Source organism: Nocardiopsis alba, from assembly GCF_000710955.1.
Lineage (GTDB): Bacteria > Actinomycetota > Actinomycetes > Streptosporangiales > Streptosporangiaceae > Nocardiopsis > Nocardiopsis alba.
The window spans coordinates 191,230-206,737 of record NZ_BAZE01000007.1; the positions used below are offsets into that span (position 1 = coordinate 191,230).

The 15,508-nt window shown below is 69.5% G+C and carries 15 protein-coding genes; 8 read left to right on the plus strand and 7 right to left on the minus strand.

What is annotated here, in order from left to right; all coding sequences use genetic code 11:
• The first annotated feature begins 4 nt into the window (after positions 1-4).
• Together TR33_RS14975 and TR33_RS14980 are read left to right on the plus strand one after the other, a co-directional pair.
• On the plus strand, positions 5-430 hold the full coding sequence (locus TR33_RS14975) for a cytochrome c oxidase subunit 4 (RefSeq protein WP_014908701.1): 426 nt from the start codon (positions 5-7) through the stop codon (positions 428-430).
• Positions 431-661: 231 nt separating this feature from the next.
• Positions 662-1,936: a L,D-transpeptidase gene (locus tag TR33_RS14980; protein ID WP_202421419.1), complete on the plus strand. Its 1,275-nt coding sequence runs from the start codon at positions 662-664 to the stop codon at positions 1,934-1,936.
• Positions 1,937-1,965: 29 nt separating this feature from the next.
• Here TR33_RS14980 and TR33_RS14985 read toward each other — a convergent pair whose 3' ends face one another.
• From TR33_RS14985 to TR33_RS15005, 5 genes are all read right to left on the minus strand, one after another.
• On the minus strand, positions 1,966-3,099 hold the full coding sequence (locus TR33_RS14985) for a glycosyltransferase family 4 protein (protein WP_042283751.1): 1,134 nt from the start codon (positions 3,097-3,099) through the stop codon (positions 1,966-1,968).
• A 111-nt stretch (positions 3,100-3,210) separates the two neighbouring features.
• Positions 3,211-4,272 carry a C40 family peptidase gene (locus tag TR33_RS14990; RefSeq protein WP_014912059.1) on the minus strand — a complete coding sequence of 354 codons (1,062 nt, stop codon included), beginning with the start codon at positions 4,270-4,272 and terminating at the stop codon, positions 3,211-3,213.
• A 337-nt stretch (positions 4,273-4,609) separates the two neighbouring features.
• Positions 4,610-5,611: a C40 family peptidase gene (locus tag TR33_RS14995; protein ID WP_014908707.1), complete on the minus strand. Its 1,002-nt coding sequence runs from the start codon at positions 5,609-5,611 to the stop codon at positions 4,610-4,612.
• Positions 5,612-5,861: 250 nt separating this feature from the next.
• The gene (locus TR33_RS15000) at positions 5,862-7,238 is read right to left on the minus strand and encodes an NYN domain-containing protein (RefSeq protein WP_014912540.1); all 1,377 of its coding nucleotides are present in this window, start codon (positions 7,236-7,238) and stop codon (positions 5,862-5,864) included.
• Positions 7,235-7,516: a hypothetical protein gene (locus TR33_RS15005; protein WP_014910911.1), complete on the minus strand. Its 282-nt coding sequence runs from the start codon at positions 7,514-7,516 to the stop codon at positions 7,235-7,237. The genes TR33_RS15000 and TR33_RS15005 overlap by 4 nt, the downstream gene beginning before the upstream one ends.
• A 148-nt stretch (positions 7,517-7,664) precedes the next feature.
• On the opposite strand from TR33_RS15005, the gene TR33_RS15010 reads away from it, so the two are divergent.
• From TR33_RS15010 to TR33_RS15020, 3 genes are read left to right on the plus strand one after another with little or no spacing between them, the layout of a single operon-like run.
• Entirely contained in the window at positions 7,665-9,392 is a 1,728-nt protein-coding gene (locus TR33_RS15010) for a DEDD exonuclease domain-containing protein (RefSeq protein WP_234305852.1), read from the plus strand.
• Positions 9,370-10,134 carry a rhomboid family intramembrane serine protease gene (locus tag TR33_RS15015; RefSeq protein WP_014908810.1) on the plus strand — a complete coding sequence of 255 codons (765 nt, stop codon included), beginning with the start codon at positions 9,370-9,372 and terminating at the stop codon, positions 10,132-10,134. Before TR33_RS15010 ends, TR33_RS15015 begins: the two co-directional genes overlap by 23 nt.
• 51 nt (positions 10,135-10,185) lie before the next feature.
• Positions 10,186-10,461 carry an Lrp/AsnC family transcriptional regulator gene (locus tag TR33_RS15020; RefSeq protein ID WP_014910589.1) on the plus strand — a complete coding sequence of 92 codons (276 nt, stop codon included), beginning with the start codon at positions 10,186-10,188 and terminating at the stop codon, positions 10,459-10,461.
• Positions 10,462-10,545: 84 nt separating this feature from the next.
• Here TR33_RS15020 and trpD read toward each other — a convergent pair whose 3' ends face one another.
• The gene (trpD, locus tag TR33_RS15025; RefSeq protein ID WP_017535114.1) at positions 10,546-11,667 is read right to left on the minus strand and encodes an anthranilate phosphoribosyltransferase; all 1,122 of its coding nucleotides are present in this window, start codon (positions 11,665-11,667) and stop codon (positions 10,546-10,548) included.
• 235 nt (positions 11,668-11,902) lie between these two features.
• Positions 11,903-12,334, minus strand: coding sequence for a hypothetical protein (locus tag TR33_RS15030; protein ID WP_017535115.1), 432 nt, complete (start codon positions 12,332-12,334; stop codon positions 11,903-11,905).
• A gap of 482 nt (positions 12,335-12,816) precedes the next feature.
• Here TR33_RS15030 and ctaE point away from each other — a divergent pair, with 482 nt between their 5' ends.
• The 3 genes from ctaE to qcrA are packed head-to-tail and all read left to right on the plus strand — an operon-like array spanning position 12,817 to position 15,507.
• On the plus strand, positions 12,817-13,443 hold the full coding sequence (ctaE, locus tag TR33_RS15035; RefSeq protein WP_169336177.1) for an aa3-type cytochrome oxidase subunit III: 627 nt from the start codon (positions 12,817-12,819) through the stop codon (positions 13,441-13,443).
• A 17-nt stretch (positions 13,444-13,460) separates the two neighbouring features.
• Positions 13,461-14,381 carry a cytochrome bc1 complex diheme cytochrome c subunit gene (gene qcrC / locus TR33_RS15040; protein WP_014911746.1) on the plus strand — a complete coding sequence of 307 codons (921 nt, stop codon included), beginning with the start codon at positions 13,461-13,463 and terminating at the stop codon, positions 14,379-14,381.
• Complete coding sequence (qcrA, locus tag TR33_RS15045) at positions 14,374-15,507, plus strand: cytochrome bc1 complex Rieske iron-sulfur subunit (RefSeq protein WP_014910126.1); 1,134 nt, start codon at positions 14,374-14,376, stop codon at positions 15,505-15,507. Before qcrC ends, qcrA begins: the two co-directional genes overlap by 8 nt.
• Position 15,508 lies beyond the last annotated feature (1 nt).

A 15,508-nucleotide genomic window follows, 5' to 3' on the forward strand; every position in this document is an offset into this window, starting at 1 on the left:
ACACATGAAGATGCAGGCCTACCTGTTCATGGGCATCTCGACCTTTTTCGGTCTCATCGGTGCCCTGTACATCTACTGGTCCCTCCAGGAGACCGGCGAGATCGAATGGGCCGGATCCACGGCCCTGGTCGTGGCCATCGGCTTCGGCTGGATGATCGGTTTCTGGCTCTGGCAGGCGGCTCGCCGCAGTGAGCGTTTCCACGGCCTCCCGGCCGAGGAGCGCCTCGACGGCGAGATCGCGGAGAACGCCGGCGAGTACGGCTTCTTCAGCCCGCACAGCTGGTGGCCGATGTTCGTCGCCCTGGCCGTCGCCTTCACGGCGGTCGGTGTGGCGATCGGCTGGTGGATGGTGTTCATCGGCTTCTTCGCCATCATCCTCACCGCGATCGGCTGGATCTTCGAGTACTACCGCAAGGAGTTCCAGCACTAGAGCGCAGCCCAAGGTTCTGTCACTCTCTGGGTAGAATTGACTACTTTGGGTAGATAGTCAGCGTCACCGCCCCGGTGGCCGGACGCGTGGTCCTCGACCCGCGCCGGACACCGGGGTTCTTCGTCACGGTGTCCTTGGCTACCGGGGCACGGTGAACGGGCCCCGGCGGGCCCGTCCGCCTCCGGATACACGCCCCGCGGAACGGACGTTGGAGGTCCTGTGAAGCCGTGTATGAGACGACGAGCGATCGCGGGGGCGGCCCTGCTCTCCCTCCTGGCGGCCTGCGCCCCGGGCGGAGAGGACCAGGACGCGCGGAACGCCCCGGGGCCGGAGCCGACCATCACACCCGAACCCGGGGCCACCGGGATCGCGCCGAACACGCCGGTCCGGGTCGAGACCGACTCGGGGACCATCACCGACGTCTCGATCGAACAGGTCGTACCCGAGGAGATCGCCTCGGCGGACACGACCGGGGAGGACGCCGAGAGCGCCCCCGAACTCGAACACACCGGAACCCTGAACGAGACCGGTGACCGTTGGACCTCGGACTGGAACCTGAGGCCGGGCGCCGCCGTCACCGTCATCGCCACCGCCTCCGACGAGGCCGGCCGGGAGACCGAGGTCGTCTCGGAGTTCACCACCCTCCCGGCCGACGGGAAGGAACGCCTGGAGGTCGCCTCCACCTTCCCCGCGGACGGACAGACCGTCGGGGTGGGAATGCCCGTCATCGTCGATTTCGGTCGACCCGTGACCAACAAGACCCAGGTGGAGAACTCCATCCAGGTCGTCTCCGAGGAGGCGACCCGCGGCGCCTGGAACTGGCTCACCGACGAGACCGCGGTCTTTCGCCCCGAGGAGTACTGGGAACCCCACCAGAAGGTCACCGTGGACCTGAGACTGGCCGGGGTGGAGGCGAGCGACGGCGTCTACGGCACGACCGACCGGCGTCTGGAGTTCGAGGTCGGACGCGAACTGATCGCCACCATGCACGTCCCCGACCACGAGCTGAACGTGGCCGTGGACGGGGAGAAGGTCCGGAGCATCCCGGTGAGCAACGGGGCGGCCGATCGCCACTTCAACACCACGACCTCCGGCGTCCACCTCACGATGGAGAAGTACTCGTCCATGGTGATGGACTCCGCCAGCGTCGGTATCCCCGAAGGGTCGCCCGGCCACTACCGGCTGGACGTCGACTGGGCGGTGCGCACCTCCAACAGCGGCGAGTTCACCCACTCCGCCCCGTGGAACTCGGGGAACCTGGGGTCGGCGAACACCTCCAACGGCTGCACCAACATGGCGCCGAACGACGCCCGCTGGTTCCACGACGAGGTCCTGATGGGCGACGTCCTCGAGACCACCGGAACCGACCGCGAACTGGAGTGGGACAACGGCTGGGGCTACTACCAGCGCTCCTGGGAGGAGTGGCTGTCCCACAGCGAGACCGGTGAGCCCCACGTGACCGACGGCTCGGCCACTCCGGGCACGGTCCACGGCGAGGACCTGTGAGGGGGACCCTCACCTGAGCCTCGAGGGGCTCAGGAGTCGCTCAGGAGGCTCTCCAGGCGATCGAGGGTCCGATCCCAGGTCCACTCACGACCCACCCATTCCCGGCCGCGTGCGCCCATCAGGGCGGCGCGGTCGGGGTCCTTCAGGAGACGGATCAACGCTCGAGCGGTCGGCCCCGGTAGGGAACCGTCCACCACGTGTCCGGTCTCGCCCTCCAGGACCGCGTCCGGGGCACCGCCCGACGCGCCGGCCACGACCGGCAGCCCGGTGGCCGACGCCTCCAGATAGACCATTCCGAGCCCCTCCACGTCCAGACCGCCCCTCCGGGTCCGGCACGGCATGGCGAAGACGTCGCCCGCGTCGTAGTGTGCGGGCAGTTCCTCGGCCCGCACGGGGCCGGTGAAGTACACCGACTCGACGCCCTCCGCCGCCGAACGGAGCCGGGACGCGTACGGACCATCGCCCACGAGCAGCAGGGCGGCATCGGGAACGTCCTTCAACACCCGGGGCCAGGCCCGGATCAAGGTGTCCTGCCCCTTGCGCGGGACCATCCGGGAGACGCACACCACCACGGGACGGCCGCCCAGCCCCAGACGCTCGCGCACCTCCTCGCCGCCCGCCCCGGGACGGAAACGCCCGGTGTCCACCCCGGGGGTCAACTGCCGCATCCGGGCCGTCGCCGCGGGGGAGAGGGAACGCGCCAACCGACGCCGCGTGTACTCGCCCAGGTAGGTGACGGTGTCCACCGACGATCCGATCCCGCGCAGTGCCGCCCCCGCCCCGGGGACCACCGTCCAACCGGTCTCGTGCCCGTGGGTGATCGCCACCTGGCGTCGCGCCACGGAACGCAGGGCCGGAGCGAGCAGCCCCAAGGGCGCCGCCGCCCCGTACAGGACCGAGTCGCAGCCCTCCAACCCGGCGATGACCCGTGCCCGCTCCGCCACCCGGGGCGTCGGCAGAAGGACCCCGGCGCCGTCCCGCACGATCGGGAACGGCTGCCGCACGTCGAAATGGGGATCGCCGGCCCGATCCGCGGCGGCGGGAGAGGAGCAGTAGACCACGACCGACCCCTCCGGCCGGCGCAGCGCCAACTCGTGGACGAAGGACTCGATCCCCCCGGCCCGAGGCGGAAAGTCGTTGGTGATGATCAGCGTTCGCGACACGTCAGGAGTCTAGGGGGCGGGACGTGTTCGCTTCGCGCCTCCGCTTCGCTTCGGGTGATTCCGGGGCGGGGTGGGGGAGCGGGTACCTGTCACACCCCGCCGGGGGTGTCCCTACGGGCGGACTGCGGCGACGAAGTTGGAGCGGTAGTGGTCGTTGAGGGTGACGGTACCGATGGGGCGCGCGGAGGTGGAGGCGTGGACCATCACGCCGTCGCCCGCGTACAGGCCGACGTGGTCGGGGCTGGAACCGTAGAAGAACAGCAGGTCGCCCGGCTGCTTGTCGTCCCAGGACACGCGCTGCCCGGCGTTGATCTGGTCGTAGGTGGTGCGGGGCAGGCTCACACCGGCCTGGGCCCAGGCCGCCTGGGTCAGTCCGGAGCAGTCGTAGCCGTCGGGACCGGTGCCGCCCCAGATGTAGGGCTTGCCGATCTGGGCGTAGGCGAAGTCCAGAGCGGTGCGGGCGTTGCCGGACGCGGGACCGGTGTAGCTGCCGCCACCGCCTCCGCCGCCACTGGAGCCGTTGCCCCCGGAACCGCCGCCGGTGGTCGTGCTCTCGCCACCGTTGTCGACGTTGCGGGTGGCCTCGGCGCGTTCCTCCGCGGTGAGCTCGGAGAGCAGTTCCTCCTGCTCGGCGATGGCGGCCTCGGCCTCCTCGGTGGCCTCCTCGGCCTCCTCCAGGGCCTGGGCGGCGCTCTCCTCGGTGCTCTCCGCCTCCGACCGCAGTGACTCCAGGTGGTCGAGCTCGTCCACGTACCGGTCGAGCCCCATCTGCTGCTGTTCGGACAGATAGGTCAGGTCGGCCTGGTGCTCCAGCGCCTCCTCGGGGCCGGATGCGCCGATGAGCTGGGTGGGGGAGGTCGGGTCGACACCGATGTAGGAGATGTTGGCGAGGGCGCGTACCCCGCCGCTCAGGTCGTCGACGGTCTTCTCGGCGGCCTCGATGTCGGCGAGCAGATCGGTGAGCTTCTCCTCGGCCGCCTCGTGCTCCTCCTTGGCCTCGTTGTAGGCCGCGTTGAGTCCGATGAACTCCTCTTCGAGGCGTTCGATCTCCTCACGGACCTCGTCACTGGTCGGCTCCGCCCGCGCCACCGCGGAGGAGGCGAGGAGGACGACGACACCGATCGAGGCGATGGTCGCCGAACGGCGACCGGGGGCACCAGAGAACACGGACACGAGGTCAGCACCTTTCTCCCGCCGCTCCGGTGATCGGGAACAGGCGGGCGTACCGGGCAGGGGCGGAGTCGATGAGGACGACCGAAAGGGGGTCTGCTGTGCCCGACCCGGGCGAGGCCGTCACCGACGGGGTTCGGTGAAGAGGAACGACCTTGCTCGGCGACGAACACTAGTGCATCTCTTGGGTGGCTCTCAACTGTTTCGTGATGTTCTGGAAGAAGGGGAGGTCTGTCCGAAACCCGCCCCACGGGACGCTTCCACGAACCTCGGGGCCCGGGGCCGGAACGAACACGAGGCCGTCGCCCCGAAGGACGACGGCCTCGTGGACACGAGTGGTTCAGGGACGAACCGCGAACTGGAACTGACCGCCCCAGTAGGCGGCCAACCCGACGACCTCCAGGTTGCGGCCGCTGCTCGGGGCGTGGACCATCTGCCCGTTGCCCGCGTACAGACCGTTGTGACCCAGGTCGCCGAAGAAGAAGAGGATGTCGCCCGGTTGGACCGCGCTCATGTCGTAGATGCGGGTGCCCACGTCGGCCTGCCCGTAGGTGGTGCGGGGCAGGTCGACACCGGCCGCGCGCCAGGACGCCTGGACCAGGCCGGAGCAGTCGTAGCCGTTGGGGCCGGTGCCGCCCCACACGTAGGGCAGACCCACCTTGGAGTAGGCGAAGTCCAGGGCCGTCGACGCGCCGCCGCTGCCACCGCCCGCGTGGCTCTGGCCGCCGCTGTCGTCGGCGCCCTCGGCGGAGGCGTCGGAGTCGGGGAACTGCGCGAGGAGCTCCTGCTGCTCCTCGATCGCCTTCTCGACCTCCTCCTTGGCCTCCTCGGCCTCGTCCTTCGTCTTCTCGGCCTCCTCCAAGGCGGACTCGGCCTCGTCCTTGAGCGCGAACAGACGCTCGGCGGAGTCGCCGAAGTCGTCGAGCTGGGCCTGCTGGGCCTCCGACAGGTAGGTCAGGTCGGCGTTCTGCTCCAGGAGCGTCTCGGGACCGTCGGAGGTGAGGACGTTCGCGGTCGAGCTGAGGTCGCCGCCCTGGTAGGTGGCGTTGGCGAACTGCTGGACCTTCTCGCGAAGCTCCTCGTAGCGGTCCTCCTCGTCGCCGACCTGGTCGTCGATCTCGTCGAAGGCGGCCTTGGCGGCCTCGTAGTCCTCTTCGGCCTGGTTGTAGGCCTCTACCGCTTGGGCGGCCTCCTGGTTCAGCTCCTCGATGCGGTCCTCGACCTCGTCCTGGGTCGGCTCCGCGTGTGCGATACCTGGGGCGATGAAGGTGCCGGCGGCGACCACGCCGAGGCCGGTCGTAGCGATTCGGCGAGCCGTACGCCGACCACCGGGGTTCTTCATGGCGGTCCACGCTCCTTGAGTCTGGGAAATCCGCAGGGGTGTCTGGGAGACGAAAGCTGGGGGCGCCCGTGGGTCACGGGGCTGCCATGAGTGTGCGGGTCCTCACCGGGGACGGACACAGGGGTGGCCTTCTACCCGATGAGGCACTCACGTTCGGGAAGAACCTAGCGGACCGGCCTTCCCCGCTCAACCAGGGCAGGGCCCGAAGACCCCCCGTGACACGGGTGAGCGTGGTCACCATCAGGCACTCTCAGGACAGTTGTCGCAGGAAGATCAGGGAGGGGACGGCCCTGGCCCCGGCCCTGCGGACCGCCCGAACGATCTCCTGATCCGAGGTCACCACGGCGATCGGACGACCGGGCGGCTCGGCCCGCACCAGTCGGACGATCAACTCGTCCGCCGTCTCGCCCGGGGCGCTGAACAACAGCCGGACCCGACGGTTCGGGACCACCGGAGGGGTGTCGACGTCGGCGCCGTCGAACACGCAGGTGATCTCGGCCCTGGTCCGGCTCGCCAGGCCCTCCAGCGATGCCAGCAGACGGTTGCGCTGATCGACCAACGGGAGCGTGCCGTACCCGGTCTTGGTGACGTTGTAGCCGTCCAGCACCAGGTGCACCCGGGGGACGGTCAACAGGTGCTCCAGCAGCCCGGGGTCGTCGTCGGGCAACCCGTCCAAGGACACCCGACGACGTTCGTCGCCGGCGGCGGCGACCAGGTCGGCCGGGCTGTCCAACCCCGTGGGCAGCGCCAGTTCGCGTCGCAGACCGTGCGAGGCGTCCACCAGGACGTCGAGGAGGATCCGGAGACGGGCCTCGTCGGCGTTGCGTCCCGTGCGCACCGCGCGACGGGCGTTCTCCACCTGGGCCTCGGCGTCGGCCAGCCTCGCCCGGAGTCTCCGGTTCTCGCTCTCCAGGGAATGGACCCGGTTCTCGGTCTCGCTGCCGTGCTCCCGGGCCCGGCTCATCGCCTCTTCGGCCTCGCTGGTGGCCGTTCGGGCGCGCTGCCGCTCGTTGTGCACCTTCCGGCGCAGTTCGGCGATCTCGGTGCGCTGGTCGGAGATCTGCGCACGTAGACGGTCCGTCTCCGAGCGGTGACCGCGCCTGGTCTCCTCCAGCTCCCGGCGCACCTCCTCCAGGGCCTCGGCGGCCTCGTCCACCTCTTTGGCGTTGTTGCGCCGTTCCAACTCCTGGTGGACGTCCTCGATCATCCGAGGCCAGCCGGGCGGACGCAGCAGATAGGCGCAGGCGGCCACTGCCACGGGATCGGCGGCCGGAGGGACGACCCCCGCGCGCATCCCCTCGGCGAGCTCGGGCCAGACCTGTTCCACCCGTGAGGCGACCAACGCGCGAAAGTCCGCGTCGTTCTCCAACTGGGCGGCGATCTGCGGACCGGCCAACCTGGCCCTGCGCCGGGGCTCGAACCTGGCCACCCTGCGCAGTACGGGCGGAAGATCGGCCGTGCGCATCCCGCCCAGCACGTCGGATCCGTACTCCACCACCCGGGCACGGACCGTCTCGGGCAGGGGACGGAAGAGCCGCTCGGCGGGGTCGTCGTCGGAGTCGGAGGCCCCGCTCCGGTCGATCGGTTCTCCGTCGGTCCGGCCGCCCGCCTCCGGGCCGCCACTCATGCGAGACCCGTCGGGCTCTCCGCCGAAGGGTCGGAGTCCGACCGGTCGGCGTCGGGGCGGGGGACGATCTCCACACTGTCGGTGGCGCCGCACCAGCGGCACCGCACCCGTTCGATCGTCTCCGACAGCACGTTGCGCTCCTCGACGGCCCCGGCGCCCGACAGCTCCTGGTGCACGTAGTCCTGGGAGCGGACGGTGCGGGTCACGTCGAACCGCGTGAGATTGCCGCACCCCGTGCACCGCCAACGCTCACTGTCACCCGGCATCGCGATCCCCACGGGGTTCCTCCTCGTTGTCGTCGTCATCGTCATGGGGCCGAGCGCCCTCTGGCGTCCCGGTGCCCCCGGTGCCCACATCTTTCCACGTCGGGAGGGTCGGGCGTTCTCCCGGAGAGGTTCGGTCGTGCCCCCCGACTACTCTGACCGGGTGGTTCGACAGTCCGTGACGCCCTTGGGCGTCCAAACCAGCATCGGTGACCTCGGCACCCCGTTGTCCGAGGTCACCTTCGTCGTCGTCGACCTGGAGACCACCGGGACCAGCGCGTCGAGGTCCCGGATCACCGAGGTCGGCGCGGTGCGGGTCCGTGACGGCGAGGTCCTTGACGAGTACACCACCCTGGTCGATCCCGATACCCTCATTCCGGCCGAGGTCACCCTCCTGACCGGGATCACCCAGTCCATGGTGGCGACGGCGCCCCGGATCGAGAAGGTCCTGCCCGAGCTGTTGGCCTTCCTCACCGAGGATCCCGACAGTGTGCTGGTCGCCCACAACGCCCCCTTCGACACCGGTTTCCTGAAGGCCGCCTGCGAACGCGAGGCGCTGGAGTGGCCGGCGCCGCCGGTGGTCGACACCCTGCGGCTGGCCCGGGCCCTCCTGCCCGTGCCCAAGGTGCGCAACCACCGGCTGGGCACCCTCGCCGCCTACTACGGCGCCTCCGTCACCCCCGATCACCGAGCCCTGGACGACGCCCGCGCCACCGTGGACGTGCTCGGCGGGCTCATCTCCGAACTCGTCCCCTTGGGCGCCACCTCCCTGGAGGAGCTGCGGGCGGTCTCCAAACCACCGACCAAGGCCCAGCGCGCCCGCAGGCACCTCGCCGAGGACCTGCCCGACCGTCCGGGCGTGTACGTGTTCACCGACTCGCGGGGCCACAGCCTGTACGTGGGCAAGAGCAACAACCTCAGACGCAGGGTCGCCTCCTACTTCACCGCGGCCGAGTCCCGCCGCCGGATCCGCGAGATGGCCGGTCTGGTCGAGGCGGTCACCCCGATCGTCTGCGCCACCGACCTGGAGGCCTCTGTCCGTGAGCTGCGCATCATCGCCGAACGGAAACCCCCCTTCAACCGGCGTTCGCGCAACCCGGAGAACGTCCGCTGGGTGAAGCTCACCACCGACGCCTACCCGCGTCTGGCGGTGGTCCGTTCGGTCAAGGACGACGGCGCCCCCTACCTGGGTCCCTACCGTTCCGCCCGCGAGGCGGACGAGGCCCGCGAGGCACTACTGCACGCCCTGCCCCTGCGACAGTGCACCCACACCTTCGCCCCGCCCGAACGTACGGTGCCACGCTGCGTACTCGCCCAACTGGGGCGTTGCGGCGCCCCCTGTGACGGGACCCAGGGGCGGGACGAGTACGGGGTCCACGCCGAAGAGGCGCGCACCGCCATGACCGCCGACCCCGCTGTGGTGGTGGACGCGCTCACCGCGAGGATCGGAGAACTGTCGGCCGAGTTGCGCTACGAGGAGGCGGCGAGTCTGCGCGACCGTCTCGTGGCCTTCCTTCGGGGCGCCCGGCGGTCCCAACGTCTGACGGCGCTCGCCTCGGTGCCCCACCTGGTCGCCTCCCGGCCGGGGGATCGGGGGTGGGAGACGATCGTGGTCCGCCACGGACGTCTGGCCTCCTGCGCCGTCCTGACCCCGGGGACCGACCCGGCGGCCTTCCTGAACTCGCTCACCGCCACCGCCGAACGCGTTCCGCCCGGTCCCGGACCGGTGCCCAACGCCACGGCGGAGGAGGGCGAGCTGATCCTGGACTGGCTCACCACCCCCGGCACCCACCTGATCGAGATCGAAGGTGAGTGGACATGCCCGTTGCGGAGCGCCGAAGCCCACGATCGGATGACACACTGGGCCCATGGCCGCGCTTCCGCTCAATGACGACTATCCCGTCCGCCGCGCACCGGTCGTCACCTACGGCCTGATCGCCGCGAACGTCCTCGTCTACCTGCTCTCCCCACAGGCGGCCACCGCCGTCTGGTACCCGGCCGACATGCTCGAACGGTTCTGCGCCGTCGACGCCTACTTCATGCGCTGGGGGGCCATCCCGGACGAGATCCTCGGACGCGCGGCCCTGGCCGAACCGCTCACCCCCGAATGCGGGGGGATCGAGGGCAAATCCGTCTGGTTCTCGGTGCTCAGCTCGATGTTCCTGCACGGCGGCGCCATGCACCTGCTCGGCAACATGGTCTACCTGTTCGTGTTCGGACCGGTGGTCGAGGACCGTATCGGCAGGCTTCGCTACCTGCTCCTGTACGTGCTGACCGGGGTCGTCGCCGTCTACGGGCACGCGCTGGTGGACATGGACGGCGGGGTGCCCATGATCGGGGCCTCCGGCGCCATCTCCGGGGTGCTCGGGGCCTATCTGGTGGTCCAGTTCCGCAGCCGTGTGACCACGCTCGTGTTCGGCGTCGTCCCGATGAGGCTGCCCGGATGGGCGGTGGTCGGCAGCTACTTCGCGCTTCAGTATCTTCTCTACGTCACATCCTCGACCGCCCCGGGCGGGGGATCCGGCGTGGCCTACGCGGCGCACGTCTACGGGTTCATCGCGGGGCTGATCGCGGCACCGGTGGCCTTCCGTTGGCGCAGGAACTCCGGAACACGGCTCTCCGACGCCTACTAGAGCGACGCCCTCCCCGTCCCGCCCACGTACCACGAACGCCCAGGAGGCACAGTGATCACCGCGATCGTCATGATCAAGGCCGACGTCCACCGCATCCCGGAGGTCGCCGAGGCCATCGCCGAGATCGAGGGCGTCAGCGAGGTCTACTCGGTGACCGGAGGCGTCGACCTCATCGCCATGGTGCGGGTCCGCCGTCACGAGGACCTGGCCGACGTGATCCCCGGCCGGGTCAACAAGGTGCCCGGCGTGATCTCCTCCGACACCCACATCTCCTTCCAGACCTACTCCAAGCACGACCTGGAGTCGGCCTTCGCCCTGGGCTGGTAGGCCCGGACACCGAGACGGGCGGGGCGCGGCGGATCCGATCCACCGCGCCCCGCCCGTCTCGTTCCGAGGGGGCGTCCCCCGATCTCAGCGGGCCTCGGCCGCCTCCCGGCTGCCGCGCACCCAGGTCTCCAGCGCCCGCTCGGCGGAACCGTCGTCGACCGCGGCGGCGGCGCGCGCGTATCCGACCCGCACGGCCTCGGTCAGATCGCCGTCGATGCCCTCCACCGCGGCCAGCGCGGCCCCGGCGTTGAGCAACACCGCGTCGCGGACCGGCCCGGTACGGCCGGCGAGCAGGTCGCGTACCGCTTGGGCGTTGAAGTCGACGTCGCCTCCACGCAGGGCGTCCGGGGCCGAGCGCGGGATCCCCAGGTCGGTCGGGTCCAGCCGCTCGCGACGGGCCCGTCCCTCGGAGACCACCCACACCGTGGAGGTGGTGGTCGTGGTCAGCTCGTCCAGACCGTCGTCGCCGCGGAACACCAGCGCCGAGGAACCGCGACGGGCGAAGACCCCGGCGATGACCTCGCACATGCGCTCGTCGAACACCCCGATCGCCGAGGTGGTCGGCCGGGCCGGGTTGGTGAGGGGCCCCAGGAAGTTGAAGACGGTCGGCACCGCCAGCTCACGACGGGGCTTGGCCGCGTAACGCAGGGAGGGGTGGAACAGCGGGGCGAAGCAGAAGGTGATCCCCGCCTTCTCCGCCAGCAGGGCGGTGGGTTCCGGCGCCAAGTCCAGGACCACGCCGAGCCGCTCCAGTACGTCGGCGGTCCCGCACGAGGAGGAGGCGGCGCGGTTGCCGTGCTTGACCACCCGGGCGCCCGCGGCCGAGGCCACGATCGCGGCCATGGTGGACACGTTCACCGTGTGGGCCCGGTCGCCGCCGGTGCCGACGATGTCCAGGGTCGGGCCGGGGATCTCGATCCGCACGGCGTTGTCGAGCATGCCCTGGGCCAGACCGGTCACCTCGGACACGCTCTCGCCCTTGGCGCGCAGGGCGATGGCGAACCCCGCCACCTGCGCGTCGGTCGCCGACCCGGACATGATCTCGTTCATCGCCCACTCGGTGTCGGAGGCGCTCAGGGAGACGCCGCCGAGCAGGGCGGTGATCAGGTTGGACCAGGTGCGCTCCTCGACGGAGGAGGAATCTCCGACGGGAGCGCCGGTATCGACGGCGTTCCGTTCCGCGGCGGACGATGCGGGGACGTTCATGTGGGCTACTCCTGATGGAAGGGCGTGGGAACGGGGTCGTCGGGCGGGCACGGGTGAGGTGCCCGCCCCTCAACGACCCGGGCGGGGAAGGGCGAGGATCCGGGCGCGGCCGCGCCATCGCCCGGTACTCGCGCCGTGGTTGAGGGCTCCGCCCACCATGAGGCCACGGCGCATGTCCCTCGCGCCGTCGTCCCCTCCGGCCTTCACCAGGCCGTGTTCCGCACGCCCCACCGGGTCACCCGCTGAGTGCCGCCACGCGGCGGCGCATGAGGTCGGCCAGCGACTCGGCGAGCGCGACCGGGTCGATGGGGTGGCTCACCACCTGGTCGGCCTGGGACCAGGTCGCCAGCCAACCGTCGTCGCGCCGGCCCACCAGGAGGAGTACCGGGGGGCAACGGAAGATCTCGTCCTTGACCTGGCGGCACAGGCCCATCCCACCGGTGGGCGCGGCCTCACCGTCGAAGATGGCCACGTCGATGCGCTCGGCCGGGTCCTTGGACTCCAGCTTGCGCAGAACGCCGGGCGCGGTCGCGCACTCGACGAACTCGACCTTGGGGACATCGGTGGCGGGGCGGCGGCCGATGGCCGTCCGCACCTGCTCACGGGTGTCCGCCTTGTCGCTGTAGACCAGCACGCGCATCCTGGCGTCCGTGTCCGTACCGCTCATCGCGCAACCGTCCCATCGCGTCAGTCCGCGGCCGCCGCCGTGGGGGGTGCGGCCGTGGCGTTCGTTGGCTGTATGACTACGACTCTATTGCCTCGTGCCCCCGCCGGCCCAGGAGAGTCGAGGAACCGGTGGAGAGGTTGAGACCTTCGACACCACAGCATGCCAGGGGCGTGAGGGGCTTCGTCCGACGGCCTCGAGGGTGCCGTTGCCCAACGGTGATCGTTTCGATATCTCGGCGTTGGAAAGGGAGGGTTCGGGGGCGGTCTCGCGGGGTACGGAACGCCGCAACCGCGCAGGATCGCGGTTTTTCACGCATGTGAGCGCGCCGTGTGCGGAGAGTGGGGCCGGCGGCGGTTACAGTAACGCCCATGTCACGGATACGCCTCCGCCCGTGACCCCGATGACGGTCGATACCGGGACTGATCCGTCGCCTTACGGGGGGTCGAGTACGGACCTTCGCGAGATGCCGTAATAATGCTCCCGTGGCGACAGCAACCGCGAACCCAAAAACAGCAACCGCACCAGCGCATGGTGCGGCAAAGCGTCCTGACCTGGTGAGTGTTGGCACCATCGTTTGGCTTGCCAACGAACTCATGTTCTTCGCTGCGCTGTTCGCGATGTACTTCACCATCCGATCGGTGACGAACGGGAACCCCGAGCTCGGCGAGTGGGCGGACGTCCACCTCAACGTGCCCTGGGCCTCCACGATCACCGTGGTCCTGGTGGCTTCCAGCTTCACCGCGCAGTTCGGCGTCTGGGCCGCGGAGCGCGGTGACGTCAAGAAGCTGCGCATGTGGTTCTTCATCACGTTCTTCATGGGCCTGTTCTTCATCCTTGGACAGGCCTATGAGTACTACGAGCTCATCTTCCACGAGGGCCTGACTCTCCAGTCGAGCGCCTACGGGTCGATGTTCTACCTGACCACTGGCTTCCACGGACTCCACGTCATCGGTGGGTTGATCGCGTTCCTCATCATGCTGGGACGCACGTACGCCGCGAAGCGCTTCACTCACCAACAGGCGACCAGTGCGATCGTCGTGTCCTACTACTGGCACTTCGTCGACGTCGTCTGGGTCGCTTTGTTCTTCACCATCTACTTCATCCAGTAACCCGAAACGGGGAAACCGTGAAATGGATTACCGCGCGGCGACGGCATCCCCTGGCGGGGTATGTCGTCGTCATCCTCGCGCTAGCCCTGTTCGGGGTGGGGTACGCCTCTCTGGCCCCCACCGCGGACCAGGCAAGCGCGCAGACGCTTTCGGCTGAGGCCCCGTCCCCCGAGGACGTGGACACCGCCGCGGGCAAGGCCATCTTCGACCAGACGTGCGCCTCGTGCCACGGCCTGGACGGTTCGGGTTCGGCCCTGAACGGTCCCGACCTCCGTGAGGTCGGATCGGCCGCCATCGACTTCCAGGTCAGCACCGGCCGTATGCCGTCGATGGACCCCGATTCCCAGATGCCGCGCAAGCCGATGGTCATGTCCGAGGAGGACCTGGCCAACCTGATCGCCTACTACGACGAGTCGATCAGGACCGACGGTAGTGGCGCCGACGTGCCCTACGACGTTCCGGGTACGCCTCCCAAGGCCGATGACTTCGAGGACCAGGCGGCCTACGAGGCCGCCATCGAGGACTACGAGGCGGAGTACGACTCCTACATCGAAGGCGCCGACGACGTCGACATGGGCATGAAGCTCTACCTGACCAACTGTGCGCACTGCCACAGCTGGTCCGGTGGCGGCGGCGCCCTCACCGACGGCCGGTGGGCCCCGGAGATCCACGACTCGACCCCGCGTCAGATCTACGAGGCCATGGTCAGCGGACCCGGCGCCATGCCGATGTTCAGCGATGGCGTCATCGCTCCTGACGAGAAGCAGGAGCTCATCTCCTATGTGAAGACGTTGCAGGCGGAACCGAACGCCGGCGGCATCTTCGACCTGGAGCGAGTCGGCCAGGTCGCCGAGGGCTTCATCGGGTGGACCGTGGGTCTGACCCTGATCATCGCCTGCGCGATCTGGATCACCGCGAAGCAGCGTGCCCATGACTGAGAACAACAACAATGACAACAACGAGGCCGGGGCCGACGAGCGTGTGGTCGGCACCCCGAAGGACACCACGGACGTGGTGACCGAGACCTCGTCTCACGCCGAGCGTGAGCACAACGGGCCGTACCTGGCCTCGGAGACCCACCACCACCCGGAGGAGCAGCAGCGCCGCGGCGAGAAGCTCGCCTCGGCCTGGTTCATCATCGCCTTCCTGGCGGGGATCGGTTTCCTGGTCTCGTACTTCCTCTTCCCGCCGAACGCGGCGGGGGAGCCCGCGATCGCGGACCCGCAGATCGGCCAGTACTCGAACCTGCTGCTCGGCGGGACCCTCGCCATCGCCATGTTCGGTATCGGTGCCGGTATGACGGTGTGGGCGCGCAACGTGATGCCCCACTACGAGGTGGCCTCTCCCTACGACGAGCTTCCCTCCAGCGAGGAGGAGAAGAGCTCCTTCAGCGAGTTCTTCATGAAGAGCGCCGACGAGAGCGGCTTCACCAAGCGTCCGCTGATGCGCCGTACGCTCATCGCGGCCATGCTCCCGCTGGGGCTGGCCCCGGTGGTGCTCCTGCGCGACACCGGGCCCGTGCCCGGCGACCTCATGAAGAAGACCCGGTGGACCGACGGCATGCGCATGTACGCCGAGGGCACCCACCGTCACCTTCGTGCCGAGGACCTGGAGAACGACCCGTACGGGATGATCTCCGCGCTTCCCGCTCTGGACGACGAGGGCTACCCGCACGGGATGAGCCTCACCGACCAGGCCAAGTCCGTCATCCTGCTCATCAAGATGCCGGAAGAGGACTGGAAGCCCGGAATGGACCAGCCGGTCCGCAAGGGCAGCGACGAGACCCACATGAACTGGACCCACCAGGGCATCGTGGCGTACTCGAAGATCTGCACCCACGTGGGCTGCCCGGCGGCGCTCTACGAGCGCACCACGCACCGCATCCTGTGCCCGTGCCACCAGTCCACGTTCGACGCGTCCGACGCCGCCAAGGTCATCTTCGGCCCGGCCCACCGGCCGCTGCCGCAGCTGCCCATCGGCGTCGATGACGAGGGCTACCTCGTCGCCCGGGGCGACTTCAACGAGCCGACCGGGCCGACGTTCTGGGAATACGCGAAGGACTAGT

Excerpts from the sequence above, each read along its gene's own strand:
- TR33_RS15015 (WP_014908810.1), top strand. The coding sequence starts at position 9,370 with ATGGCCGCGCTTCCGCTCAATGACGACTATCCCGTCCGCCGCGCACCG.
- trpD (WP_017535114.1), bottom strand. The coding sequence starts at position 11,667 with ATGAACGTCCCCGCATCGTCCGCCGCGGAACGGAACGCCGTCGATACC.
- TR33_RS14980 (WP_202421419.1), top strand. The coding sequence starts at position 662 with ATGAGACGACGAGCGATCGCGGGGGCGGCCCTGCTCTCCCTCCTGGCG.
- TR33_RS15000 (WP_014912540.1), bottom strand. The coding sequence starts at position 7,238 with ATGAGTGGCGGCCCGGAGGCGGGCGGCCGGACCGACGGAGAACCGATC.
- TR33_RS14975 (WP_014908701.1), top strand. The coding sequence starts at position 5 with ATGAAGATGCAGGCCTACCTGTTCATGGGCATCTCGACCTTTTTCGGT.
- TR33_RS14995 (WP_014908707.1), bottom strand. The coding sequence starts at position 5,611 with ATGAAGAACCCCGGTGGTCGGCGTACGGCTCGCCGAATCGCTACGACC.
- TR33_RS15030 (WP_017535115.1), bottom strand. The coding sequence starts at position 12,334 with ATGAGCGGTACGGACACGGACGCCAGGATGCGCGTGCTGGTCTACAGC.
- qcrA (WP_014910126.1), top strand. The coding sequence starts at position 14,374 with ATGACTGAGAACAACAACAATGACAACAACGAGGCCGGGGCCGACGAG.